Origin of the sequence: Streptomyces sp. NPDC001832, assembly GCF_040297265.1 — a bacterium.
In the GTDB taxonomy this organism is placed as follows: Bacteria; Actinomycetota; Actinomycetes; order Streptomycetales; family Streptomycetaceae; genus Streptomyces.
Genome location: NZ_JBEOYU010000018.1, coordinates 40,095 through 63,385 on the forward strand (window position 1 = coordinate 40,095; position 23,291 = coordinate 63,385).

The 23,291-nt window shown below is 70.6% G+C and carries 18 protein-coding genes; 13 read left to right on the forward strand and 5 right to left on the reverse strand.

Annotation, left to right across the window (positions count from 1 at the left end; genetic code table 11):
* Positions 1–159: 159 nt before the first annotated feature.
* The 4 genes from ABT115_RS16695 (at position 160) to nudC (ending at position 9,603) form a co-directional block, all read left to right on the forward strand.
* The gene (locus tag ABT115_RS16695) at positions 160–3,582 is read left to right on the forward strand and encodes an ATP-dependent helicase (RefSeq protein WP_351789698.1); all 3,423 of its coding nucleotides are present in this window, start codon (positions 160–162) and stop codon (positions 3,580–3,582) included.
* Positions 3,583–3,678: 96 nt separating this feature from the next.
* Complete coding sequence (locus ABT115_RS16700) at positions 3,679–7,206, forward strand: ATP-dependent helicase (RefSeq protein ID WP_351789701.1); 3,528 nt, start codon at positions 3,679–3,681, stop codon at positions 7,204–7,206.
* A 10-nt stretch (positions 7,207–7,216) separates the two neighbouring features.
* Positions 7,217–8,611 carry a dipeptidase gene (locus ABT115_RS16705; RefSeq protein WP_351789704.1) on the forward strand — a complete coding sequence of 465 codons (1,395 nt, stop codon included), beginning with the start codon at positions 7,217–7,219 and terminating at the stop codon, positions 8,609–8,611.
* Positions 8,612–8,655: 44 nt separating this feature from the next.
* On the forward strand, positions 8,656–9,603 hold the full coding sequence (gene nudC, locus ABT115_RS16710; protein ID WP_351789707.1) for an NAD(+) diphosphatase: 948 nt from the start codon (positions 8,656–8,658) through the stop codon (positions 9,601–9,603).
* Between the two features lie 103 nt (positions 9,604–9,706).
* On the opposite strand, the gene ABT115_RS16715 is transcribed toward nudC, so the two are convergent.
* Complete coding sequence (locus tag ABT115_RS16715) at positions 9,707–9,961, reverse strand: mycoredoxin (RefSeq protein ID WP_351789709.1); 255 nt, start codon at positions 9,959–9,961, stop codon at positions 9,707–9,709.
* Between the two features lie 357 nt (positions 9,962–10,318).
* On the opposite strand from ABT115_RS16715, the gene ABT115_RS16720 reads away from it, so the two are divergent.
* From ABT115_RS16720 to ABT115_RS16740, 5 genes are all read left to right on the forward strand, one after another.
* Complete coding sequence (locus ABT115_RS16720; protein ID WP_351789852.1) at positions 10,319–12,577, forward strand: ATP-dependent DNA helicase UvrD2; 2,259 nt, start codon at positions 10,319–10,321, stop codon at positions 12,575–12,577.
* Between the two features lie 164 nt (positions 12,578–12,741).
* Positions 12,742–13,074, forward strand: coding sequence for a hypothetical protein (locus ABT115_RS16725; protein WP_351789712.1), 333 nt, complete (start codon positions 12,742–12,744; stop codon positions 13,072–13,074).
* A 172-nt stretch (positions 13,075–13,246) separates the two neighbouring features.
* A complete protein-coding gene (locus tag ABT115_RS16730) occupies positions 13,247–13,615 on the forward strand; it encodes a WhiB family transcriptional regulator (RefSeq protein ID WP_030915514.1) in 369 nt (122 codons plus the stop codon).
* A gap of 32 nt (positions 13,616–13,647) precedes the next feature.
* Positions 13,648–13,971: a putative WhiB-interacting protein gene (locus ABT115_RS16735; RefSeq protein ID WP_351789855.1), complete on the forward strand. Its 324-nt coding sequence runs from the start codon at positions 13,648–13,650 to the stop codon at positions 13,969–13,971.
* A 270-nt stretch (positions 13,972–14,241) separates the two neighbouring features.
* Positions 14,242–14,457: a hypothetical protein gene (locus ABT115_RS16740; protein WP_351789714.1), complete on the forward strand. Its 216-nt coding sequence runs from the start codon at positions 14,242–14,244 to the stop codon at positions 14,455–14,457.
* Positions 14,458–14,539: 82 nt separating this feature from the next.
* Here ABT115_RS16740 and ABT115_RS16745 read toward each other — a convergent pair whose 3' ends face one another.
* Complete coding sequence (locus ABT115_RS16745) at positions 14,540–15,934, reverse strand: ABC1 kinase family protein (protein ID WP_351789716.1); 1,395 nt, start codon at positions 15,932–15,934, stop codon at positions 14,540–14,542.
* A gap of 41 nt (positions 15,935–15,975) precedes the next feature.
* Positions 15,976–17,121, reverse strand: a complete 1,146-nt coding sequence (locus ABT115_RS16750; RefSeq protein WP_351789719.1) for a ThiF family adenylyltransferase — start codon at positions 17,119–17,121, stop codon at positions 15,976–15,978.
* Between the two features lie 220 nt (positions 17,122–17,341).
* On the opposite strand from ABT115_RS16750, the gene ABT115_RS16755 reads away from it, so the two are divergent.
* The 4 genes from ABT115_RS16755 to ABT115_RS16770 all read left to right on the forward strand — a co-directional run bounded on the left by ABT115_RS16755 (position 17,342) and on the right by ABT115_RS16770 (position 21,167).
* A complete protein-coding gene (locus ABT115_RS16755) occupies positions 17,342–17,965 on the forward strand; it encodes a M48 metallopeptidase family protein (protein WP_351789722.1) in 624 nt (207 codons plus the stop codon).
* A 107-nt stretch (positions 17,966–18,072) separates the two neighbouring features.
* Positions 18,073–19,701, forward strand: a complete 1,629-nt coding sequence (locus ABT115_RS16760; protein WP_351789725.1) for a TerD family protein — start codon at positions 18,073–18,075, stop codon at positions 19,699–19,701.
* An 11-nt stretch (positions 19,702–19,712) separates the two neighbouring features.
* Positions 19,713–20,393, forward strand: coding sequence for an AIM24 family protein (locus ABT115_RS16765; RefSeq protein WP_351789728.1), 681 nt, complete (start codon positions 19,713–19,715; stop codon positions 20,391–20,393).
* A gap of 18 nt (positions 20,394–20,411) precedes the next feature.
* On the forward strand, positions 20,412–21,167 hold the full coding sequence (locus tag ABT115_RS16770) for an AIM24 family protein (protein WP_351789731.1): 756 nt from the start codon (positions 20,412–20,414) through the stop codon (positions 21,165–21,167).
* Positions 21,168–21,251: 84 nt separating this feature from the next.
* Here ABT115_RS16770 and ABT115_RS16775 read toward each other — a convergent pair whose 3' ends face one another.
* Together ABT115_RS16775 and ABT115_RS16780 are read right to left on the reverse strand one after the other, a co-directional pair.
* Positions 21,252–21,800, reverse strand: coding sequence for an NUDIX hydrolase (locus tag ABT115_RS16775; RefSeq protein ID WP_351789734.1), 549 nt, complete (start codon positions 21,798–21,800; stop codon positions 21,252–21,254).
* Complete coding sequence (locus ABT115_RS16780; protein WP_351789736.1) at positions 21,797–23,248, reverse strand: zinc-dependent metalloprotease; 1,452 nt, start codon at positions 23,246–23,248, stop codon at positions 21,797–21,799. Before ABT115_RS16780 ends, ABT115_RS16775 begins: the two co-directional genes overlap by 4 nt.
* Positions 23,249–23,291: the final 43 nt, after the last annotated feature.

Here is a 23,291-nt window from a genome sequence, read left to right on the forward strand (position 1 = left end):
TGGAACACGAAGCGATACGCGACGGCACCCCTGGCGCGGAACGTGACGAGGCACCCAGCGGACTCGCCCCGGACCGTGCCCCCGCTGGCGTAGCGTCGGCAGTTCGCGGTACGCACCGCACCCTCATCACCAGTACACCCACCAGGACCGGCGAACCACGTGAGCACCTCCTCCTTCACCCGGCACAGTCCGCACCGTCAGGCACGGCAGCGGAGTGCGGGCACGTACCGACTGGTGCGCACCCCGCCGGGCTCCGTGGATACCCCTCTCCTGGACGCGGCGCAACGTGCGGTGGTCGATCACCCCGGCGGCCCGCTCCTGGTGCTCGCCGGACCGGGCACCGGCAAGACGACCACGCTCGTCGAGGCGGTCGCCGCACGTGTCGCACGGGGCGGCGACCCGGCCCGCATCCTGGTCCTCACGTTCAGCCGCAAGGCTGCCGTGGAACTGCGCGACCGGATGGCCGCCCGGCTCGGTGCCGCCCGCGGTCCGCAGGCCACCACGTTCCACTCCTTCTGTTACGCACTGGTCCGCGCCCATCAGGACGCCGATCTCTTCGCCGAACCGATGCGGCTGCTCTCCGGACCGGAACAGGACGTCACCGTCCGCGAGCTGCTCGCCGGTCAGCTCGAACTGGAACAGGACGGCTTCGCGCACATCCGCTGGCCCGACGAGCTGCGGGCCTGTCTGACCACGCGCGGTTTCGCCGACGAGGTACGGGCGGTGCTCGCCCGCAGCCGTGAGCTGGGTCTGGGCCCGGACGCGCTGGCCGACTTCGCCCGCCGCACCGGCCGGCCGGACTGGGGAGCCGCCGCCGAGTTCCTCGCCGAGTACCTGGACGTGCTGGACGCGCAGGGGGTGCTGGACTATGCGGAGCTGGTGCACCGGGCCGTGCTGCTCGCGGAGCGCCCCGAGGTGTCGGCGCTGCTGGCCGGGCAGTACGACGCGGTGTTCGTGGACGAGTACCAGGACACTGACCCGGCACAGGTGCGGCTGCTGCATGCGCTGGCCGGCAACCAGGGGAGTGCCCCGGGCGGCGGGGGCGGCCGGGACCTGATCGCCTTCGGCGACCCGGACCAGTCGATTTATGCGTTCCGGGGTGCCGATGTGAACGGCATCCTCGACTTTCCGGAGATGTTCCGGCGTGCGGACGGCGCCCCGGCCCCCGTCGGGGTCCTGACGACCTCGCGCCGCTCCGGCGGACAGCTGCTGGCCGCCACCCGGCTGCTCACCCGCCGGATGCCGCTGACCCGGCTGCCCTCGGCGAAGGTCCGCGCCCATCGGGAGCTCGACGCGGTCCGCGAGGGCGGCAGCGTGGAGGCGTACACCTACCCGACCGCCTCCGCCGAGCTCGACAACATCGCCGATCTGCTGCGCCGGGCGCATCTGGAGGACGGCGTCCCGTGGAACGAGATGGTGGTGCTCGTACGGGCCGGAGGCCGCACGATTCCCTCGGTGCGCCGGGCCCTGACGTCGGCGGGCGTCCCCCTGGAGGTCGACGGCGACGACCTCCCGCTGCGGCATGAACCGGCGGTGGCCCCGCTGCTTACGGCCCTCCGCGCGGTCGCCACGGCGGCCCTGCGCAGGGGTGCGCCGGGCACAAAGACACAGGCCCCGGCCTCGGAGGGCACGCAGGCCCCGGCCTCGGAGGGCACGGCGGCGGAGGCTCCTGCTCATCCTGGCCAGGAACCCGCCCCCGAAGCACCCTCCTGGCTGGACACCGAGACCGCCCTGACCCTTCTCACCTCGCCCCTCGGCTCCATGGACGCGGCCGACCTGCGCCGGCTCGGCCGGGCCCTGCGCGACGAGGAGCGGGCCGCCGGGAATCGCGTACCGGCGTCCTCCGGCGACCTGCTGGCCCGGGCGCTCGCCGAGCCCGAACGGCTTGTCGCGCACGATCCGGCGTACGCCCGCGGCGCCCAGCGGCTCGCCGCGCTCCTGCGCAAGGCGCGCGAGCTCCTCGAAGGAGGCAGTACCGCGGAAGAGGCCCTGTGGGAGCTGTGGGCCGGTACTCCGTGGCCGGGGCGGCTGGAGCGCGCCGCGCTGCGCGGAGGGGCGAGCGGCCGCAACGCCGACCGCGACCTCGACGCCGTCTGCGCGCTCTTCGAAACCGCGGCCCGCGCCGAGGGACGCACCGGCGGGGCGGGCGCGCTCAACTTCCTGGAGGAGGTCGACGCCCAGGACATCGCCGCCGACACCCTCTCCAGGCGCGCGGTGCGACCCGACGCCGTACGGCTGATGACCGCGCACAGGTCGAAGGGACTTCAGTGGCGCCTCGTCGTCGTCGCAGGTGTGCAGGAGGGGCTCTGGCCGGACCTTCGCCGCCGCGGTTCGCTCCTCGAAGCGGACCGGATCGGCCGTGACGGCCTGGCCGAACCGCTCACCCCCGGCGCCCTCCTCGCCGAGGAACGCCGCCTCTTCTACGTCGCTGCGACCCGCGCCCGCGAGCGTCTTGTCGTCACCGCGGTCAAGGCGCCCGCCGACGACGGTGACCAGCCGTCCCGCTTCCTCGCCGAGCTCGGCGTCGAACCGTGCGACGTCACCGGCCGGCCACGCCGCCCGCTCGCCGTCGCCGCGCTCGTCGCCGAACTCCGCGCCACCACCGTCGACCCCGACGCCTCGGACACTCTGCGGGAGGAAGCCGCCCACCGCCTTGCCCGCCTCGCCGCGCTCACCGACGACGAGGGCCAGCCGCTCGTACCCGCAGCCCACCCCTACCGCTGGTGGGGCCTTTACGAGCCGACCCGCTCCGCCGTCCCGCTCCGTGACCGGGACCAGCCCGTGGCCCTCTCCGGCAGCGCGCTCGACCAGCTCGCCAACACCTGCGCGCTTCAGTGGTTCCTCGGCCGCGAGGTGAAGGCGGACGCCCCGGCGACGGCCGCGCAGGGCTTCGGCAACGTCGTACACGTACTCGCCGACGAGGTGGCTTCCGGACGTACCCCCGCCGATCTGGCCGTCCTGATGGAGCGGCTGGACTCGGTCTGGGACGGCCTCGTCTTCGACGCCCCCTGGAAATCCCAGCAGGAGAAGGAACAGGCCCGCGCTGCCCTCGAACGCTTCCTGCGCTGGCACGTCATGGACCGCGCCGGCCGCACCCCCGCCGCCGCCGAACACGACTTCGACGTGACGCTGGAGGCGGGGGAGTACGAGGTACGCATCCGTGGCTCCATGGACCGCGTCGAACAGGACGCCGAGGGCCGGGCGTACGTCGTCGACTTCAAGACCGGCAAGCAGTCCCCGACCAAGGACGAGGTCGCCCGCCACCCCCAGCTCGCCGTGTACCAGCTGGCCGTCCGGGAAGGGGCGGTCGACGAGCTCTTCGACGGCAGCCGTCCCGTGCCCGGCGGCGCCGAACTCGTACAGCTGCGCCAGCCCGCCCCCAAGAAGGAGGGCGGCGACACCCTTCCCAAGGTGCAGGCCCAACAACCGCTCTCCGGTCAGTGGGTCTCCGACCTGCTGGCCACGGCCGCCGGCCGGGTCCTGGACGAACGATTCACCCCCACGACCGGCCAGCACTGCACGCACTGCACCTTCCGGGCCTCGTGCAGCGCACAGCCGGAGGGCCGTCACATCCTGGAGTGAGAGCCTTCCGGCCGCTCGGGCTTGCGGGCCACCGGCCCGCCCGGACCGTCCGCCGGCCCCGGCACGTTGTCGGTGCGCCCGGTTAGCCTCTGTCAGGTGTCCTCACGCATCACCGATCCCGAGCAGCTGAAGGAGCTCCTCGGGATCCCGTTCACCCCGGAGCAGACGGCCTGCATCACAGCGCCGCCTGCCCCGCAGGTGATCGTGGCCGGAGCAGGGTCGGGAAAGACCACGGTGATGGCGGCGCGCGTGGTGTGGCTGGTGGGGACCGGCCAGGTCGCCCCGGAGCAGGTCCTCGGACTCACCTTCACCAACAAGGCGGCGGGCGAGCTCGCCGAGCGCGTCCGCAAGGCCCTGGTCGCGGCCGGGGTCACCGATCCGGACACCATCGATCCGGACAACCCCCCGGGCGAGCCCAGCATCTCCACATACCACGCGTTCGCCGGCCGGCTCCTCACCGAGCACGGGCTGCGCATCGGCCTCGAACCCACCACCCGCCTCCTCGCCGACGCCACCCGCTACCAGCTGGCCGCCCGGGTACTGCGCGAGGCGCCCGGCCCCTACCCGGCCCTGACGAGGTCGTTCCCCACGCTGGTCAGCGATCTGCTGGCCCTCGATGCCGAGCTGGCCGAGCATCTCGTACGCCCCGAACAGCTCGCGGAGCACGACACCGACCTGCTCCGTACGCTGGAAACGGCCCGGCTCACCAACGCCGAGCTGCGCAAGATCCCCGAGGCGGCCCAGGCCCGTCGCGAGCTGCTGCAGCTGACCCGCCGCTATCGCGAGGCCAAGAAGAGCCGCGACCTCCTCGACTTCGGGGACCAGATCGCCCTCTCCGCCGAGCTGGCCCTCACCCGCCCGGAGGTCGGCGCGATCCTGCGCGACGAATTCCGCGTCGTGCTGCTCGACGAGTACCAGGACACCTCCGTCGCCCAGCGCCTGCTGCTCTCCGCCCTCTTCGGCAGGGGCCCCGAGGCAACGGTTGCGGAGGCGGAGTCCGGCACGACCACCGGGGCAGTGGCCACCGGGCACGCGGTCACCGCCGTCGGCGACCCCTGCCAGGCGATCTACGGCTGGCGCGGTGCCTCCGTGGCCAACCTCGACGACTTCCCACTCCACTTCCCGCACGCCGACGGCACCCCCGCCACCCGCTACTCCCTCAGTGAGAACCGCCGCAGCGGCGGCCGCCTCCTTCACCTCGCCAACGGCCTCGCCGCTCCCCTGCGCGCCATGCACGAAGGCGTCGAGGCACTGCGCCCGGCCCCGGGCGCCGAGCGCGACGGCATCGTCCGCTGCGCCCTGCTCCGTACCCACACCGAAGAGACCGACTGGCTCGCCGACTCGATCGCCCACCTCGTGAGAACCGGAAAGGCGCCCGGCGAGATCGCCGTCCTGTGCCGCACCGCGGGCGACTTCCCGGAGATCCAGGCCGCGCTGGTGGCCCGCGACATCCCGGTCGAGGTCGTCGGCCTGTCCGGGCTGCTGCACCTGCCCGAGGTCGCCGACCTCGTCGCGGTCTGTGAGGTCCTCCAGGACCCCGGCGCCAACGCCTCCCTGGTCCGGCTGCTCACCGGCCCCCGCTGGCGGATCGGCCCACGCGACCTGGCGCTCCTCGGCCGCCGCGCCCGCCTCCTCGTCCACCGCGCCGCCCACGGCGACGAGGACGACTTCGACCCCGACCGCCGCCTCGCCGAGGCCGTCGAAGGCATCGACCCGGCCGAAGTGATCTCGCTCGCCGACGCGCTGGACACCTTCCTCGAATCGGGCGGAGGAGAGGACGACGGACTTCCGTTCTCCACCGAGGCCCGCATCCGCTTCGCCCGCCTGGCCGCCGAACTGCGCGACCTGCGCCGCTCGCTGGCCGACCCCCTGATGGACGTGCTCCACCGCGTCCTCGCCACCACCGGCCTGGAGGTCGAGCTCTCCGCATCGCCGCACGCCCTGGCCGCCCGCCGCCGCGAGACCCTCGGCAACTTCCTCGACGTCGCGGCCCGCTTCGCCGCCGTCGAAGGCGAGGCCACCCTCCTCGCCTTCCTGGGCTTCCTGCGCACGGCTGTCCAGTACGAGAAGGGCCTGGACAACGCCCTGCCCGGCGGTGAGAACACCGTCAAGGTCCTCACCGCCCACAAGTCCAAGGGTCTGGAGTGGGACGTCGTCGCGGTGCCCGGCCTGGTCACCGGACAGTTCCCCAGCAGCCAGTCCCGCGACGCCTGGACCTCCCAGCCCAAGGTCCTCCCGCACGCCCTGCGCGGCGACACGGCCACCCTCCCCGTCATCCACTCCTGGGATGCCAAGGGGCTCAAGGGCTTCAAGGAGGAGATGAAGGAGCACCAGCACACCGAGGAGCTCCGCCTGGGATACGTCACCTTCACCAGGCCCCGCACCCTGCTGCTGGGCTCCGGCCACTGGTGGGGGCCGACCCAGAAGAAGCCACGTGGCCCGTCCGGCTTCCTGCATGCGCTGTACGACCACTGCGCGGCCGGACACGGCGAGATCGAGGCGTGGGCGGACGAACCGGCCGAGGACGAGGAGAACCCGGCGCTCGCCGAGAAGGAGGCCGACCGGGCGTGGCCGCTTCCCCTGGACGACACCGCCCTGACCCGCCGCCGGGCCGCCGCGGACACGGTGATGGCACATCTGGAGGCCCTGGCCGCGGCGGGGGGCGTGCCGGATGCGTACGAGGCGGCGTCCGGCACCTCGGATCCGTACGACGCCCCTTGCGACAACGACCTGTTCCCCGACGAGGACCCCTTCCCCGACGTCGAGGCATACCCCGACAGCGAGGCGTACCCCTACGAGACCGACGACTGGGAGGCCCTGTCGACAAAGCCCCCGTCGGCCCCGGCACCCACGCCGCACATCCCCGCCCCCACGCCACACGTCCCGGCGGCCCGCACGCCCGAGCCCGCCGGGGAACACCGCCTCACCCCCGAGGAATCCCGCACGCTCGCCTCCTGGGACCGCGATCTCGACGCCCTCACCGGCGAACTGCGCCGCGCCCGCGCCACCGTGCGCGACGTGCTCGTGCCCGCCTCGCTCTCCGCCACCGAGCTCTTGCGCCTCGCCGCCGACCCCGACGGCTTCGCCCAGGAGCTGGCCCGCCCCATGCCGCGGCCCCCGCAGCCCGCGGCGCGCCGGGGCACCCGTTTCCACGCCTGGGTGGAGTCCCGCTTCGAGGAGCTGCCGCTGCCCATGCTCGGGCCGGATGAGCTGCCCGGCGGCGACGGGAGCGACGCCGAGATCGCCGACGAGCGCGACCTCGCCGCACTCAAGGAGGCCTTCGAGCGCACCCCGTACGCACGCCGTACTCCGTACCGCGTGGAGACGCCGTTCCAGATAGCCCTGGCCGGCCGGGTGATCCGGGGCCGTATCGACGCGGTGTACCGCACCGGGGACACCTACGAGATCGTCGACTGGAAGACCACCCGCACCAACACCGCCGACCCCCTCCAGCTCGCGGTCTACCGTCTGGCCTGGGCCGAGCTGCACGATCTGCCGCTCACCGATGTCACCGCCACGTTCCTGTACGTACGCAGCGGAGAGACCGTCCACCCCACCCGCCTCCCGGGCCGGGCGGAGCTGGAGCGGCTCCTGCTGGACGAGCCACCTTCCACGGGCCGATAGGCTCAAGGACATGAGCGACACCCCGGACAGCGCCGTCCGTACGTACACCGAACAGCACCGCACAGCCTTCCTCGACGACCTCGCCGCCTGGCTGCGCATCCCGTCCGTATCCGCCCAGCCGGTCCACGACGGGGACGTACGACGCAGCGCCGAGTGGCTGTCCGCCAAGCTTGAGGAGACCGGTTTCCCGGTCACCGAGATCTGGGAGACGCCCGGCGCTCCCGCGGTCTTCGCCCAGTGGTCGTCCGACGACCCGGACGCCCCGACCGTCCTCGTCTACGGGCACCACGACGTGCAGCCCGCCGCCCGCGAGGACGGATGGGACACCGACCCGTTCGAGCCGGTGATCCGCGACGGCCGCATGTACGGGCGGGGCGCCGCCGACGACAAGGGGCAGGTCTTCTTCCACACCCTCGGCGTCCGGGCCCACCTCGCCGCCACCGGCCGGACCGCCCCCGCCGTCAACCTCAAGCTGCTGATCGAGGGTGAGGAGGAGTCCGGTTCACCGAACTTCCGCGCCCTGGTCGAAGAGCAGGCCGCCCGGCTCACCGCCGACGCCGTGATCGTCTCCGACACCGGCATGTGGGACGAGACGACCCCCACGGTCTGCACGGGTATGCGCGGCCTCGCCGAGTGCGAGATCGAGCTGTACGGCCCCGAGCAGGACATCCACTCCGGCTCGTTCGGCGGTGCGGTCCCCAACCCGGCGACCGCCGTGGCCCGGCTCGTCGCCGCGCTGCACGACGCGGACGGACGGGTCGCGATCCCCGGTTTCTACGACGGCGTGACGGAACTCACCGACACCGAGCGCGCACTCTTCGCCGAGCTGCCCTTCGACGAGGCCGCCTGGCTGCGTACCGCCAAGTCACGAGCGGCGTCGGGCGAGGCCGGCCACTCCACTCTGGAACGGATCTGGGCCCGGCCCACCGCCGAGGTCAACGGCATCGGCGGTGGCTACCAGGGCGCCGGAAGCAAGACGATCATCCCGTCCTCCGCCCTGGTGAAGATCAGCTTCCGGCTGGTCGCGGGTCAGGACCCCGACCACATCCAGCAGGCCGTCCGGGCCTGGGCCGAGGTGCAGGTCCCGGCCGGTGTCCGTCACCGGATCACCTTCGCCCCCGCCACCCGCCCCTGTCTGACCCCGCTGGACCACCCCGCCCTGCAGGCCGTGGCCCGTGCCATGGGACGGGCCTTCGGCCAGAAGATTCTTTTCACCCGCGAGGGAGGCTCGGGCCCCGCCGCCGACCTGCAGGACGTGCTCGGCGCACCCGTCCTCTTCCTGGGCATCTCCGTACCGTCCGACGGCTGGCACGCCCCCAACGAGAAGGTCGAGCTCGACCTCCTGCTCAAGGGCGTGGAGACAGCCGCCCACCTCTGGGGCGAGCTGGCCGTCGCACTCCGCTGAATCCTCTGAACACCCGATCCATCCCGGGGGAGTAGGAAGCACCTGTGAGCACCTTCGACAACGCCACCGTAGGCCGGCCCATCGGTCTCACGGCGCCCAGCGGCATCGACCGCGCGGCGCACCACCGCCTTGACGAGGCCTGGCTGTCCGCCGCGTGGAGCCACCCGACCACCCGTGTGTTCGTCGTCTCCGGCGGGCAGGTGCTGATCGACGACACGGCCGACGGCGGTACGGAGATCGTCATGACCCCGGCCTTCGACGCCCCGGTCACCGAGACCCACCGCTACTTCCTCGGCACCGACGAGGACGGCGTCAGCTACTTCGCGCTCCAGAAGGACTCCCTGCCCGGTCGCATGGACCAGCCGGCCCGCCCGGCCGGACTGCGCGAGGCCGGACTGCTGCTCGGCCCCCGCGACGCGAGCCTGATGGCGCACGCGGTGGCCCTGGAGAACTGGCAGCGCCTGCACCGCTTCTGCTCGCGTTGCGGCGAGCGCACGGTCATCGCGGCGGCCGGCCACATCCGCCGCTGCCCGGCCTGCGGCGCCGAGCACTACCCCCGTACCGACCCCGCGGTCATCATGCTGGTGACGGACGACCAGGACCGCGCCCTGCTGGGCCGCCAGGTGCACTGGCCCGAGGGCCGCTTCTCGACGCTCGCGGGCTTCGTCGAGCCGGGGGAGTCGATCGAGCAGTCCGTGGCCCGCGAGGTGTTCGAGGAGGCGGGCGTGACAGTCGGCGAGGTCGAATACATCGCAAGCCAGCCCTGGCCGTTCCCGTCCAGCCTGATGCTGGGATTCATGGCACGGGCGACCTCGTCGGAGATCGACGTGGACGGCGAGGAGATCGGGGAGGCCCGCTGGTTCTCCCGCGAGGAGCTGACGGCGGCCTTCGAGTCGGGCGAGATGATGCCCCCGTTTGGCATCTCGATCGCGGCCCATCTGATCGAACTCTGGTACGGCAAGCCGCTTCCGAAGCCGGGCACCGTCGGCTGACGCACGGCGTACGGGCGTGCAGCGCCCCCGGACGCGCGTACCGGAACGCCCCCTCCGGTGCTCGACCCGGAGGGGGCGCGACTGTGCTGTGCGAGCGGCGGGATCAGGCGGCGAGCGCCTGCTTCACCTGGGCCAGGGACGGGTTCGTCATGACGGCCTCGACACCAGTGGAGCCGACCACCAGGACGGTGGGAACGGTCTGGTTGCCCCCGTTGGCCTGCTCGACGAAGGCCGCGGAGTCCGGGTCCTGCTCGATGTTGATCTCGTTGTACGCGATGCCTTCGCGGTCCATCTGGCTCTTGAGCCGACGGCAGTAGCCGCACCACGTGGTGCTGTACATCGTCACAGTGCCCGACATGTCTTCGCGCTCCTTTTCCTCGTCAGTCTTGTCAGACTCGTCTGTCTCATCCGTCTCATCCGGCGCGCGGAGAAGCTGGAAAGTGCGTCGCCGCACGGAGGAAACGTACGTGAGCCGACCACCATTCCCGCCACCACCCCCGCATTAGAGGTCGCGCACATAGGTGGGGCGGCGTCGCGTGCCGATGGGCGGCGCCTGGCTGCGTTGTCGTCGGTCGACGACGCTCCTTCCCCAAGCTCTCAGCTGCGCTCGAGCAGGGGAGACCCCATCCGCCTCCCTCCTCCGCCTTGCCCGGCTTGCCCCTCGCCCCGCTCCTTCCTCCACCCCACCTATGTGCGCGACCTCTTAGTACGACAGATGCGGGCCCCCTGTGGACAACCTCCGCACCCGCCTCTTTCGACCTGGCAGCATGGCGGAGTGACAGCAGCAACGCATTCCTCCCTTTTCCCACAGGTTCCCGAGTCGGCCGACGCCGTGCTCGACGGCCTGGACCCCGAGCAGCGCGAGGTCGCCATGGCCCTGCACGGCCCGGTGTGTGTGCTGGCGGGAGCCGGTACGGGCAAGACGCGTGCGATCACGCATCGCATCGCCTACGGGGTGCGCGCCGGGATACTCCAGCCTGCAAGTGTGCTGGCCGTCACGTTCACCAACCGGGCCGCGGGCGAGATGCGGGGACGGCTGCGCCAGCTCGGCGCGGGCGGGGTGCAGGCGCGGACGTTCCACTCCGCCGCCCTGCGCCAGCTCCAGTACTTCTGGCCGAAAGCGGTCGGCGGCGACTTGCCCCGGCTGCTGGAGCGCAAGGTCCAGCTGGTCGCGGAGGCCGCGGCCCGCTGCCGCATCCGGCTCGACCGCAACGAGCTGCGCGATGTCACCAGCGAGATCGAGTGGTCCAAGGTCACCCAGACCGTGCCCGCCGACTATCCGGCCGTGGTCGCCAAGACCCAGCGGGACGCCCCGCGCGATCCGGCCGAGATCTCCCAGATCTATGCGATGTACGAGCAGTTGAAGCGCGACCGTTGTGTGATCGACTTCGAGGATGTGCTGCTTCTCACCGTCGCCATCCTTCAAGACCGCCACGACATCGCCGACCACGTCCGCCGCCAGTACCAGCACTTCGTCGTCGACGAGTACCAGGACGTCAGCCCGCTCCAGCAGCGGCTGCTCGACCTCTGGCTCGGCGACAGGGACACCCTGTGTGTCGTCGGTGACGCCGGCCAGACGATCTACTCCTTCACCGGAGCCACGCCCGACCACCTGCTGAACTTCCGCACCCGCCACCCCAACGCGACGGTGGTAAAGCTGGTCCGGGACTACCGCTCCACCCCCCAGGTCGTCCATCTGGCCAACGGGCTGCTCGGCCAGGCCCACGGCCGCGCCGCCGAGCACCGGCTGGAACTGGTCTCGCAGCGCGAGCCCGGCCCCGAGCCCGTCCATGCGGAGTACGCGGACGAGCCGGCGGAGGCCGAGGGCACCGCCCGCCGCATCCGCGACCTGATCGCCGCGGGCGTCCCGGCCGGCGAGGTCGCCGTGCTCTACCGGGTCAACTCCCAGTCCGAGGTCTATGAGCAGGCCCTGGCCGACGCGGGCGTGCCGTACCAGCTGCGGGGCGCGGAGCGCTTCTTCGAACGCGCGGAGGTACGGGAGGCCGGCGTCGCCCTGCGCGGCGCGGCCCGCGCGGGGGGCAACGACTCCCTGCTCGACGACGCGGACGGTCTACCGGCGCAGGTGCGCGCGGTGCTCTCCACCAAGGGATGGACCACCCAGCCGCCCGCGGGCTCCGGCGCGGCGCGCGACCGCTGGGAGTCCCTGGCCGCACTGGTCCGGCTCGCCGAGGATTTCGGACAGGCCAGACCGACGGCGACGCTCTCCGATCTGGTGGCGGAGCTCGACGAGCGCGCAGCCGCCCAGCACGCCCCAACGGTCCAGGGGGTCACCCTCGCCTCGCTGCACTCGGCGAAGGGCCTGGAGTGGGACGCCGTGTTCCTGGTCGGGCTGAACGAGGGCATGATGCCGATCGCCTACGCCAAGACCGACGAGCAGATCGAGGAGGAGCGTCGGCTGCTGTACGTCGGCGTCACCCGGGCGCGCTTCCATCTCTCGTTGTCATGGTCGCTGTCCCGCTCGCCCGGCGGCCGCGCCGGACGACGCCCGAGCCGGTTCCTGAACGGACTACGCCCCGGCTCGGCGGCTCTCGGTATGCGTGTGCGCGGCGCGACCGGAGGTGGCGGGATCGAATGGGGCCCCGGACCGGTCGCCAAGCGCGGTCGTCGCGGCCCTGCCCGGTGCCGGGTCTGCGGCAAGACCCTCACCGACGCGGGTGAGATGAAGCTGATGCGCTGTGACGACTGCCCCTCCGACATGGACGAGGCACTGTACGAGCGGCTGCGCGACTGGCGGGCGGTCCGGGCGAAGCAGATCGGTCAGCCCGCGTACTGCGTGTTCACGGACAAGACGCTGATGGCGATTGCCGAGGCGGTGCCGGGCAGCGCGGGCGAACTGGCCGGGATCTCCGGGGTCGGCGCGCGGAAGCTGGACCGGTTCGGGACTGCGGTCCTTGCCATTTGTGCAGGTGAGACGGTGGAAGAAGGGCTCGAGAACGCTGTTGACGAGGTGTGAGAACAACTCGTCGGAAAAATAGTTTGCGCCTGCCCCAGTCATCACCATAGGTTCTTAACCACGGGAACAGCGACTTCTCTGAAGCCCTGGTCCTGTGCTGTACTTATCCGAATACGCAAGACCGGTCCGCCGGTCTTCCTGGACGCCGAGAGGAGGCGATTGAAGTGATCAGCATCATCGAGACCAAGAAAATGACCGATCTCTCGGTCGTCTCCGCCTGCTCGCTCGTCCTTGCCCGCTCTTCGGAGTCCTCGCTGCGTGGCACCGGTCTGTCCGGCATTTCCGCCGTCAGCCCGCTGTCCCTGTCGACCCTCCCCGTGCGGGAGCGCAATGAGCGACCGGCCCAGGCACCGGCAGCAGCAGTAGCGAAGGGACAGGCCCAGGCCTATGCCTTTGCGGCCGTCGGTGCAGGAGCGGAATCCGGCGCCAAGAAGCAGACGATGCACCACACGATGTGGGCCTTCCGTGGGCCTGAACCCTGGAGTGATCCAGCCTGATTCAGAATCAGGCCGGCGCCTTCAGGGCCGCGGAACCCCACTCGGGATCCGCGGCCCTTTTGTTTTGTCCAAACGGACGAGACAGCGCGAAGGAGCCTCGGGACAAGCAGTACCCGGTACCAGCCGCCCCCGGCCGACAGGCCGGAACGACCAGACGAGGACACCACCCACCGTGCAACTCGAAGCGCACGCCCCGTCCGTACCGCCTTCCGAAACGATCCCGCCGCCTGGCCTCACGGAGGACTCCACCTTGATCCCCCTCACTGCGCTCACCGCGCTCGACGACGCCATCGAGAACCTCGGCGTGCCCGTCCCCTGCCGCTCCTACGACCCGGAGGTCTTCTTCGCCGAGTCGCCGGCCGACGTCGAGTACGCCAAGTCCCTCTGCCGCACCTGCCCGCTCGTCGAGGCCTGCCTCGCAGGCGCCAAGGAGCGTCGCGAGCCGTGGGGTGTCTGGGGTGGTGAGCTCTTCATCCAGGGCGTTGTCGTTGCTCGCAAGCGGCCGCGTGGCCGTCCGCGCAAGAACCCGGTCGCGGCGTGACCGCCGGACTGGGGGTCACGGCCCCCAAACCCATGAAGCGCATTGGAACCATCGACCGCCCCCACACCCACGATCCCCGAAATCAGGCACCAATGTCCGTCCCCACGAATGAGCCCGTCGGCTCCGCAACACCGAACGTCACAATCATCGGCGCGAACGACTCGCGTCAGAACAGGACCCGCGAGATGCAACTCATCCCAGAAGCCCTGGCCCGTGCTCATATGCACGACCGCCTGAGGGAAGTCGACACGCAACGCCAGGCCGTGCGCCTGGTCACCGCGCGCCGGATGCAGCGCCGGGCCGAGCGCGCTTCGATGCGCGCCCGCCGTGCGCTGGCCATGGCAGTCATGCACTAGCCAGGCGAACACTGGCAGCACCCGCTGCCGGGCGCCGGCACCGCACCCGGCGTCCAGATCGCACGATGACGTTGACTCCCGCCCAGCCAGGTCGCCGCAAGCCTGTGGGCCGACCATCACACGATCGAGCTAAACCGACCTCATACGTGCTCCCCAGCGAGTCAACCCCTTCCGCGGGGCCGGTCCGAACGGGCCGGCCCCGCGGTCGTGCTGTCCGGTCGTGCTGTGTGGTGCCGCGCGGCACAGCAGCGACGGAGTTATCGTCACGAGGTGGACGAGGAGACTCATCACCGGATTCAGCAACCCGCGCAGAGGGACGCCGCCGTGGTTGTCTGTACCCTGTGCGGTACCTCCGCCGACAGCGAGGGCGCACCGCCGACCTGGATCTGTTCCGTGGAGAAGGGCAGACGTCAGCACTTCTGCGAAGCGTGCGCCCGCACCCATATCAGGGCGATCGAGAGCCGTCTCGACTCCGCCTGGTGGTGATGCGCGGGGCATGATGGTTCGGGCGTGACGCCCGGGCCGTGAGTGGCAACCCGGGTCCGGTGCCGGGGGCTCAAAGGGTGCCCTATGCGCTGGCGGCCGCGTCGCCCGCCAACTCCTGCACTGCGGGCTCCTGCTTATCCTCCATCAGGAACCCTGGCAACCAGGATTCGAGTTCGTCGCGCAGCCGTACCGTCGCACCCAGCTGGCACAGCACCCCGATCGTGCTCAGCGTCACCCGGTGTATCAGCAGATAGGCGGGCGGCAGATTCAGCTGCTTGCCGAGCTGATGAGCAGGGGAGCGGGGATCCGCAATCCGGGCCGCCTGGTTGCGCATCCAGCTCCGGGTGAAGGTGAACTCCTCCACCTGCGCCGGTTCGATGATCGGGAGGAGATAGTCGAGCACTGCATCCGGGTCGAGGTCGATCGAGTTCTTGACGAACCCCTCCTCGCGCAGCATCTCGTACACCGCATCCGCATCACCCGACAGCGTCAGCCGCAAGGAGTCCCCGATGGGCTGAGGCAGACCACCCGGCAGCCGGTCCACCGTGCCGAAGTCCAGCACTCCGAGCTGCCACTGTCCGGCCTCGCCGGCCTCATCATCCGGGGGCAGCATCCGGAAGTTGCCCGGATGCGGGTCCGCGTGCAGCAGCCCGGTGCGCGCGGGGCCCGAGAAGAGAAAACGCGCCAGCAACTGACCGGCTCGGTCCCGCTGCTCCGGCGTGCCCTCCGCGATCACGTCGGCCAGCGGAACACCGTCCAACCACTCCGTCACCAGCACCTGGTCGGACTGGTGCACCACACCGGGGATCACGATATCCGGGTCAGCCGCGAACTCCTCGGCATGGTCCCGCTGCGACCGTGCCTCCTGCTCGTAGTCCAGCTCCTCCGAGACCCGGTCGCGCAGCTCCGTGATGAGCGGCTTGATGTCCATTCCGGGGATCAACGGACCGAGCAGCCGGGCGAACCTGCTGAGTTGAGTCAGATCCGAGAGCAGCGCCTCTCCGGCACCCGGATACTGCACCTTCACCGCGACGTTCCGCCCGTCGTGCCACACCGCCCGGTGCACCTGACCGATCGACGCGGCGGCCGACGGCTTGTCATCGAATTCGAGGAACAGTTCCCGCCAACGCTCGCCGAGCCGCTCCTCCAGCACTGTGCGCACGGTGTCGCTGGGCATGGGAGGTGCGGCTTCCTGCAGTTTGGTGAGCGCCGCTCGGTACGGTCCGGCGACCTCCTCGGGCAGCGCCGACTCGAAGACGGACAGGGCCTGCCCCAGCTTCATCGCCCCGCCCTTCAACTCACCCAGGACCTTGAAGAGCTGGTCCGCAGTGCGCTGCTGCACCTCCCGGGCGACCAACTCCGCCGACTTCCCGCCGATCCGCTTGCCCAGACCCCACGTAGCGCGGCCTGCCAAGCCCAATGGCAGGGCGGCCAACTTGGCGGTACGGGTGACCGCTTTCCGGGGAAGATCAGACATGAGCCCCTCCAAATCCCAGACTGCCGTACCGCGTGCGGCGGTTACCCAGCCATTGTGTCGTGCGCCGCTTCGGCCCCGGAGACGCGCTCCTCCTCAGTGTGCCCAGCCGCTCCGCAAGAACAGCCGAGGTGCGCCCCGATCCGCTCGGACCGCCAGTGCAACAGCGGCAGCGCGGCCTCCCACCGCGTCCCTGTACTGGCGGGCAGCTCCCCGTCCAGAAAGGACAGTGCATGGGCGGCCGCCAGACCGGCCACCGCCGTCGCCAGCCCCAGGTCACAGGCCTGCACGGCGGTGCGCCGCCCGGACTGCCACTGAGACAGCATTCTGGTCCACTCGTGATCCCGGTCCGCACGCTCCAGCGCCAGACACCCCGCGCACGCCGTACCCCCGGGCAGGACCAGGGGCCCGACCACTCCCGTCGCCTCCATCACTCCGGCATAGAGATGAGGGGTTCCCGAAGCGATCCATGGTTCGGCCGGGCGTGGGTCGGGGACGTACGCCGCGAAGCCGTCGCGAGGGGCGACCACGATCAGAGACAGCCCCGGCTCACCACCTGCCGGGGAACCCGCCGTCTCCGACGCCCGGGGGGCCGAACCTGCGGCGGACCTGCGCACCAACTGCCGGGCGGCGGTGTCCCTGCGCTCCCCGACGGCTGCCGGTGGAAGCCCGCCGGGTGAGACGTCCCACGGCTCGGTGCACCCGCCGTCCAGAACCTCCACCCGGCCCACCCCGGATCCGGAGAGCACCGCCGCGATCGCGGCACCGACCCGGCCGGCACCCCGCACCTGGACCCGCATCGCCCGGCGGGCCGCCAGCCGCCGCATCCCGCCGCCCGGCTCGGGATGGACGACGGAGAGTGATGCCAGATCGGGGCGGTGCCGCTCCAGGACGCCGGGCCGGTTCCGTAACGCATCGGTCTCCGGTCCGGTGGCCCGCACATCGTCGATCAGGCCCGCATTCGTCAATCGGTCCACCAGTGTGTCGACTTGATGTTCCGACAGATCCAAGGCCCGGGCTTCCTCGCGCAGTAGTGGCAGTCCGCGCGTACCGTCGAGCAGTTCCAGGAAGCAGCCCGTGGCGTAATCCATCGGGCCGAGCGTCACCGCATGAGAGGGGGTCACCCCGAATTGCACGGTGCCCCGGCCGCGCCATGCACGGCGCAGTGCGGGCTTCAACATCGGATGCACGGCGTCCCTCCGGTCTGTGTTCCGTGATTTCTGTACGTGGGCTGTGGCTCGGATCTCCGCGAGATCCGTTGTCAGAATGCAGGCCGGCGTCGAAGTGTGCAGAAAGTTATCCACAGGCATGGGGTGTTAGTCGTTCAAATGGTGCACGTCGTGGAGCGGATCACGCGCCAACCGTCCCGGAGGCGGGACTTCCCCCACTGACACCGGGTAACGTCATGGCGTGCCCGCCGACCCCTCACCCGGATTCGCACGGGAGACTCCCGCGCGCAGCGCCGGAACCCAGCAGCGCAGCGCGGCAGACCGTCCGCCCCGTGCCTCGGCAACGAGCGCGGTCGAGGTCCGCAGGAGCACCCGCCGCAGCAGAACGGTCTCCGCGTACCGGGAGGGTGACCGCACCATCGTGCTCATCCCCGACCGGATGTCGGAGGCCGAGGAGCAGCGCTGGGTGAACGTGATGCTCGACAAACTCGCGGCCCAGGAGCGCAAACGCATCCTCGGCGACAGCGGACTCGCTGAGCGGGCCGAGCGGTTGTCCGCCCAGTATTTGCAGGGCCGGGCCAGACCCGCGTCGGTGCGGTGGGTGACCAACCAGAACACCCGATGGGGATCCTGCACCCCGGCGGAGGGCAGCATCCGCCTGTCACACCGGCTGCAGGGTATGCCCGAGTACGTGGTCGACTACGTACTGGTCCATGAACTGGCCCATCTGCTCGTACCCGGCCACGGTCCGCGCTTCTGGCGGCTGCTGGAGGCGTATCCCCGTACCGAGCGGGCTCGCGGCTACCTGGAGGGCGTGGTGGCGGCCGACCGGCTGCCGCATCTGCCCGCCGCACGCGGTGAGTGACATCCGGCGATTCTGTACCGGGTGTGTACCGACTCAGCTCGATGTCGGAGTTTGCGGTTAGCCTGGCGCGACGCATTCACATTTGGGATGGGGGACGGTCGTTACGCATGGCCAGGGAATTCCAACGCGGCCACAAGGCCAAGATCAGCGATCTCACGCCGGGGACGGACCTGTACGTAGGTGTGCAGATCGCCGGCCCGGGACTGACCTTTGACATCAGCTGCTTCGGCCTCGATGCCCATGAGCAGCTCTCCGACGACCGGTATTTCATCTTCTTCAATCAACCTAAATCGCCCGAGGAGTCCATTCAGCTCCTCGGCGCCCAGGCCGGTGACACCGAGTCGTTCCGCGTCACGCTGGACCGCATTCCGGCGAACATCCACAAGCTGTCGTTCACGGCGACGGTGGACGGCGCCGGACAGATGTCCCAGGTCGGTCCCGGGTACATCCGGATCGTCGCAGGTGGCGAGGAAGTCGCCAGGTACGCCTTCACCGGTTCGGAGTTCACCACCGAGCGTGCGGTGATGCTGGGTGACTTCTACATGAAGGACGTCTGGCGGTTCGCCGCCGTCGGTCAGGGCTTCGACGGTGGCCTCGACGCGCTGCTGAAGAACTTCGGCGGCGAGGTTGCCGAGGAGGAGCCCGCCGCACCTCAGGCGCAGGCAGCCGCCCCGCCGTTCGCCCCGCCGTCGTTCGCCCCGCCAACCCAGGCAGCCGGGCCGGCGCCCGCCCTGTCCTTCGGCGCCCCGCCAGCGCCACAGGCGCCCCAAGCCCCGCAGCCCGCCCCGTCCTTCGGCCCGCCGGCCGGGCAGACCCCGGTACCCACGCCGCAGCAGCAGATGCATGCCGCGCCGACGATGGCAGCACCGATGGCGCCGCACGGTGGCTCGGTGCCGCCGCCCGCCCCCGCCCCGGCTCCGTACGGACAGCCCGGCCAGCCGCCCCAGCAGCCGCAGTTCGGGCAGATCCCCGGCCAGCAGCCCGCCGCCCCGGATGGTCAGCAGGCTCCTGCTCCGTACGGCCAGCAGCCTCCCGGTATGCCCCAGGGAGTACCGCAAGGCGTACCGCAGGCCGGTGCCGGTCTGCAGGCAGCGCTCCAGCCGTACAAGGAGACGGCCACCGGGCAGCGTTGGACCCCGCAGAACCAGCAGCTCATGCGGGTCGACCTCACCATGGGCGGTACGCCCGTGCTCGCCCGCCAGGGCAGCATGGTGATGTACCAGGGCAAGGTCGACTTCGGCTACAAGGGTGCCGGTTTCGCGGGCCGCATCGTCGGCAATTCCACCGGCCAAGAAATGCAGCTGATGCGTTGCACCGGCCGCGGACAGGTCTTCCTGGCCGAGGACGGCTCCCATCTGCACGCCATCGAGCTGCAGGGCGACGGCATCTGCGTCTCGGCGGAGAACGTCCTCGCCTTCGACGAGTCGCTGCAGCACGAGGTCCGCAGGATCGAGGGCCACGGCATCCCAGGCGGCGCGCTGTTCACCATGCAGTTCCAGGGCACCGGCACGGTCGTCGTCAAGACGCATGGCGTCCCCGTCGTCCTGCCTGTAACCCCGACCACCTTCGCCGACTGCAATGCGGTCGTGGCCTGGTCGTCCGCGTCCCAGGTGATCATCTCCAGCCAGGTCCGGCTGCGCCGCAACGCGTACCCGGGACACAGCGGAGAGACCGTGAACCTTCAGTTCCGGGGCGCCCCCGGCAACTTCATCGTCGTCCAGCCCTACGAGGTCTGAGGGAGCCCGTCATGAACCAGCAACTCGCGGGCTACGCCCCGACCCCCGTCACGGCCCGTATGGAGAACCACGGCCGCACCATGCTCAAGGTCGCCATGGCCACCGGCCAGGACCTCTACGCACGCACCGGTTCGATGGTCGCGTACGAGGGCTTCATCCAGTACGAACCCAATCCGCCCGCCGTCCGCCAGGTCGCCTCTCAGTGGATCGTCGGCGAGGGCGCCCCGATGATGAAGTGCTCCGGTGACGGACTGCTCTACCTAGCCGACTACGGCGCCGATGTGGTCGTCATCAACCTCAACAACGACGCCCTCTCGGTCAACGGCACCAACGTCCTCGCCTTCGACAGCCATCTCACCTGGGGCGTGGAGCGTGTCAAGGGCCTCGCCAAGTTCGCCGGCCAGGGCCTGTGGAACGTCTGTATCTCGGGCACCGGCTGGGTCGCCGTCACCTCGCGCGGCACACCGATCGTCGTCGACTGCGGACGCGGCGAGGACGAGACCTACGTCGACCCGGACGCGCTCGTGGCGTGGTCCCCGAACCTCAAGGTGAAGGGCAAGCGCAGTTTCAAGGCATCCTCGCTCATCGGGCGGGGCAGCGGCGAGGCGTACCAGATGGCCTTCTCAGGCCAGGGCACCGTCGTCGTGCAGCCGAGCGAGGACAGTACCGACCGCCTGCGGATCCGGAACTGAGGGGGAGGGAGACACACTATGCAGAGTCCGCTTTTCAGCTACACGGAACAGCAGTCCCGGGACCGGTACACCGTCCAGAACCCGCAGCTCCTGCGGGTCTCGCTGACCGGCCAGGACGATGTCCTCGCCCGCAAGGGCGCCATGGTCGCCTACCAGGGACTGATGGAGTTCGACGGCGAGTACCAGTCGCACGGGCAGCGCCGCGCCCGCGCGAGCACCGGTGAGGGCCTCGACCTGATGCGCTGCTCCGGGCAGGGCACCGTCTACCTCGCCAATCTCGCGCAGCACATCCATGTCGTGGACGTTGATCACGACGGCATGACGGTGGACAGTGCCTACGTCCTGGCGCTCGACTCCTCGCTGCACACCGAGGTCATCGCGGTGGACAGCCAGTACGGCATCTCGGGCACCGGTAAGTACCAGCTCAACATCTCCGGCACCGGCAAGGTCGCTCTGATGACCTCGGGCCAGCCGCTGATGATGCAGGTCACGCCGGACAAGTACGTCAACGCCGATGCCGACGCGATCGTCGCCTGGTCCAGCTCGCTGCGCGTACAGATGCAGGCCCAGACGCACTCCTCGGGCGTCTGGCGGCGGCGTGGCAACACCGGCGAGGGCTGGGAGCTGAGCTTCCTCGGCCAGGGCTTCGCCCTCGTCCAGCCGAGCGAGGTGCTGCCCCCGCAGAACCACGAGATCGGCCAGGGCGTCCGGGCCCAGTACGGGATGGGCCAGCACGGCGCCCACGGCCAGAACCAGAACAACTCCTGGAACTGAGCCGCAGCGCACCGGCGCGGACGATATGGGTGAGGGGCGGTCTCCAGAGAGCGCAACGCCCCTCACCCATGCCGTATGTCGCTCCTACCCGCGCTGCTCCAGCGCGGCGCGGACGCGCGTCATCAGCCGTACGACCGATGTATCGGCCACCGACTCGACCTCGTCGTAGGCGAACCAGCGCAGGTCCAGCGATTCGTCGCTGATCTGCTCCGTCGCGCCCGACGGTGCGAGCGCCGCGTACTGCACGTCCAGGTGCCAGTGACAGGGCGCGGGGATCCGGTGGCGGTCCAGCGTCACCGGTCCGCCCGCGAGCAGGGTCAGGCCGCTGATGCCGGATTCTTCGGTGGCCTCACGCAGCGCCGCGGCGGCCAGCGTGGTGTCCTGCGGCTCGCAGTGCCCGCCCATCTGCAGCCACATCTGCAGCTTGCGGTGGAGGGTGAGCAGGACCCGGCCGCGCTCTGCATCGATGACGAGTGCGCTGGCCGTCAGATGCCCGGCTTCGCAGGCCTTCCACATGCCGTCGGAATGCCGAGCCAGATGCTCCAGATAGACCTGGCGCAGATCCTCCTGGGCCGGGTCCACCGCGTTCTCGTACGCCTTCAGTACGAGGACGGCGTCGTCGTACAGGCTCACTGGTCGGTTTCGCCCTTGCCGTCGCTCTTCCGGTCGTCGGTTCCTTCGGAACCCGCGTCGCCCGCTTCGTCCTCTGGCTTCTGCGGGCCCTTCGCGGCTTCGCCGAGCATCTTGTCCAGCTCGGAAAAGTCCAGCTGCTCGTGGTGCACAAACCCGTCCGGATCGTCCAGGTCCTGGGCCGTCGGCAGCATGTCGGGGTGCTCCCACAGGGCGTCGCGCCCGTCGAGACCGCGGGCGTCCGTGAGCGACGCCCACAGGCGCGAGGCGTCACGAAGCCGCCGCGGACGCAGCTGAAGGCCGATGAGCGTGGCGAACGTCTGCTCGGCCGGCCCGCCGGAGGCACGGCGCCTGCGCATGGTCTCGCGCAGTGCGTCCGCCGAGGTCAGACGGGACTTCGCGGCCTCGTGCACCACCGCATCCACCCAGCCCTCGACCAGTGCGAGCGCCGTCTCCAGCCTGGCCAGAGCGGCCTTCTGCTCCGGCGTGTCCTCCGGCTGGAACATGCCCTGCTGAAGGGCGTCCTGCAGCTGCTCGGGCTGCGACGGGTCGAACTGGCCGACGACATCCTCCAGCTTGCTGGTATCGACCTTGATGCCGCGCGCATACCCCTCGACGGCGCCGAACAGATGCGAGCGCAGCCACGGAACATGGGCGAACAGCCGCTGGTGGGCGGCCTCGCGCAGGGCGAGATACAGCCGCACCTCGTCCTGCGGCACGCTGAGGTCCTTGCCGAACATCTGGACATTCAGCGGAAGGAGCGCTGCCTTGCCGGCCGGGCCCAGCGGCAGTCCGATGTCGGTCGAACCGACCACTTCGCCCGCCAGCACACCGACGGCCTGCCCGATCTGCTGGCCGAACATCGCGCCGCCCATCGACCGCATCATGCCGATCAGCGGGCCCGCCATCGCCTGCATCTCCTCGGGCAGCACATCGCCCATGGCCAGACCGACGCGCTCGGCCACCGGGTCGACCAGCTTCTGCCAGGCGGGGAGGGACGCCTCGACCCACTCCGCACGGCTCCAGGCCACGGTGGAGACCGAGCCGGAGGGCAACGACGTCACGCCGTCCAGCCAGAGGTCGGCAAGCCGCAGCGCCTCGTCGACCGCGGACCGCTCGGTCTGGCTGACGCTCGCGTCCTTGGTGCCGTCCGGCGTGCCCTGCGAGACCGTCTGGCGGGCGATCTGCTTGGCCATGTCCCAGTTCACGGGACCGCCCTCATAGCTCAGCATCTGGCCGAGCTGCTGGAAGGCCGCACCCAGGTCGTTGGGGTTCATCGTGCCGAACATCGCCGCGAACGGGTTGTCCCCGCCCGCGCCGGGCCCGAAGCCGAACGGGTTCGCCGGCCCGCCCGAACCCTGCCCACCTCCGGTGGGGTCCTTCTTCTTGCCCTCGTCGCCGTTCTCCGGCTCCTCCGGCGGAAGGCCGAATCCGAATGGGGTGTCACTCACGGGTTTCCTCGGCTCGTAGGGCCGCCGGCTCGAACCGACGGCG

Coding starts and splice junctions, on each gene's coding strand:
- ABT115_RS16705 (WP_351789704.1), top strand. CDS start 7,217: ATGAGCGACACCCCGGACAGCGCCGTCCGTACGTACACCGAACAGCAC.
- ABT115_RS16715 (WP_351789709.1), bottom strand. CDS start 9,961: ATGTCGGGCACTGTGACGATGTACAGCACCACGTGGTGCGGCTACTGC.
- ABT115_RS16720 (WP_351789852.1), top strand. CDS start 10,319: ATGCGGGCCCCCTGTGGACAACCTCCGCACCCGCCTCTTTCGACCTGG.
- ABT115_RS16735 (WP_351789855.1), top strand. CDS start 13,648: ATGAAGCGCATTGGAACCATCGACCGCCCCCACACCCACGATCCCCGA.
- ABT115_RS16745 (WP_351789716.1), bottom strand. CDS start 15,934: ATGTCTGATCTTCCCCGGAAAGCGGTCACCCGTACCGCCAAGTTGGCC.
- ABT115_RS16760 (WP_351789725.1), top strand. CDS start 18,073: ATGGCCAGGGAATTCCAACGCGGCCACAAGGCCAAGATCAGCGATCTC.
- ABT115_RS16765 (WP_351789728.1), top strand. CDS start 19,713: ATGAACCAGCAACTCGCGGGCTACGCCCCGACCCCCGTCACGGCCCGT.
- ABT115_RS16770 (WP_351789731.1), top strand. CDS start 20,412: ATGCAGAGTCCGCTTTTCAGCTACACGGAACAGCAGTCCCGGGACCGG.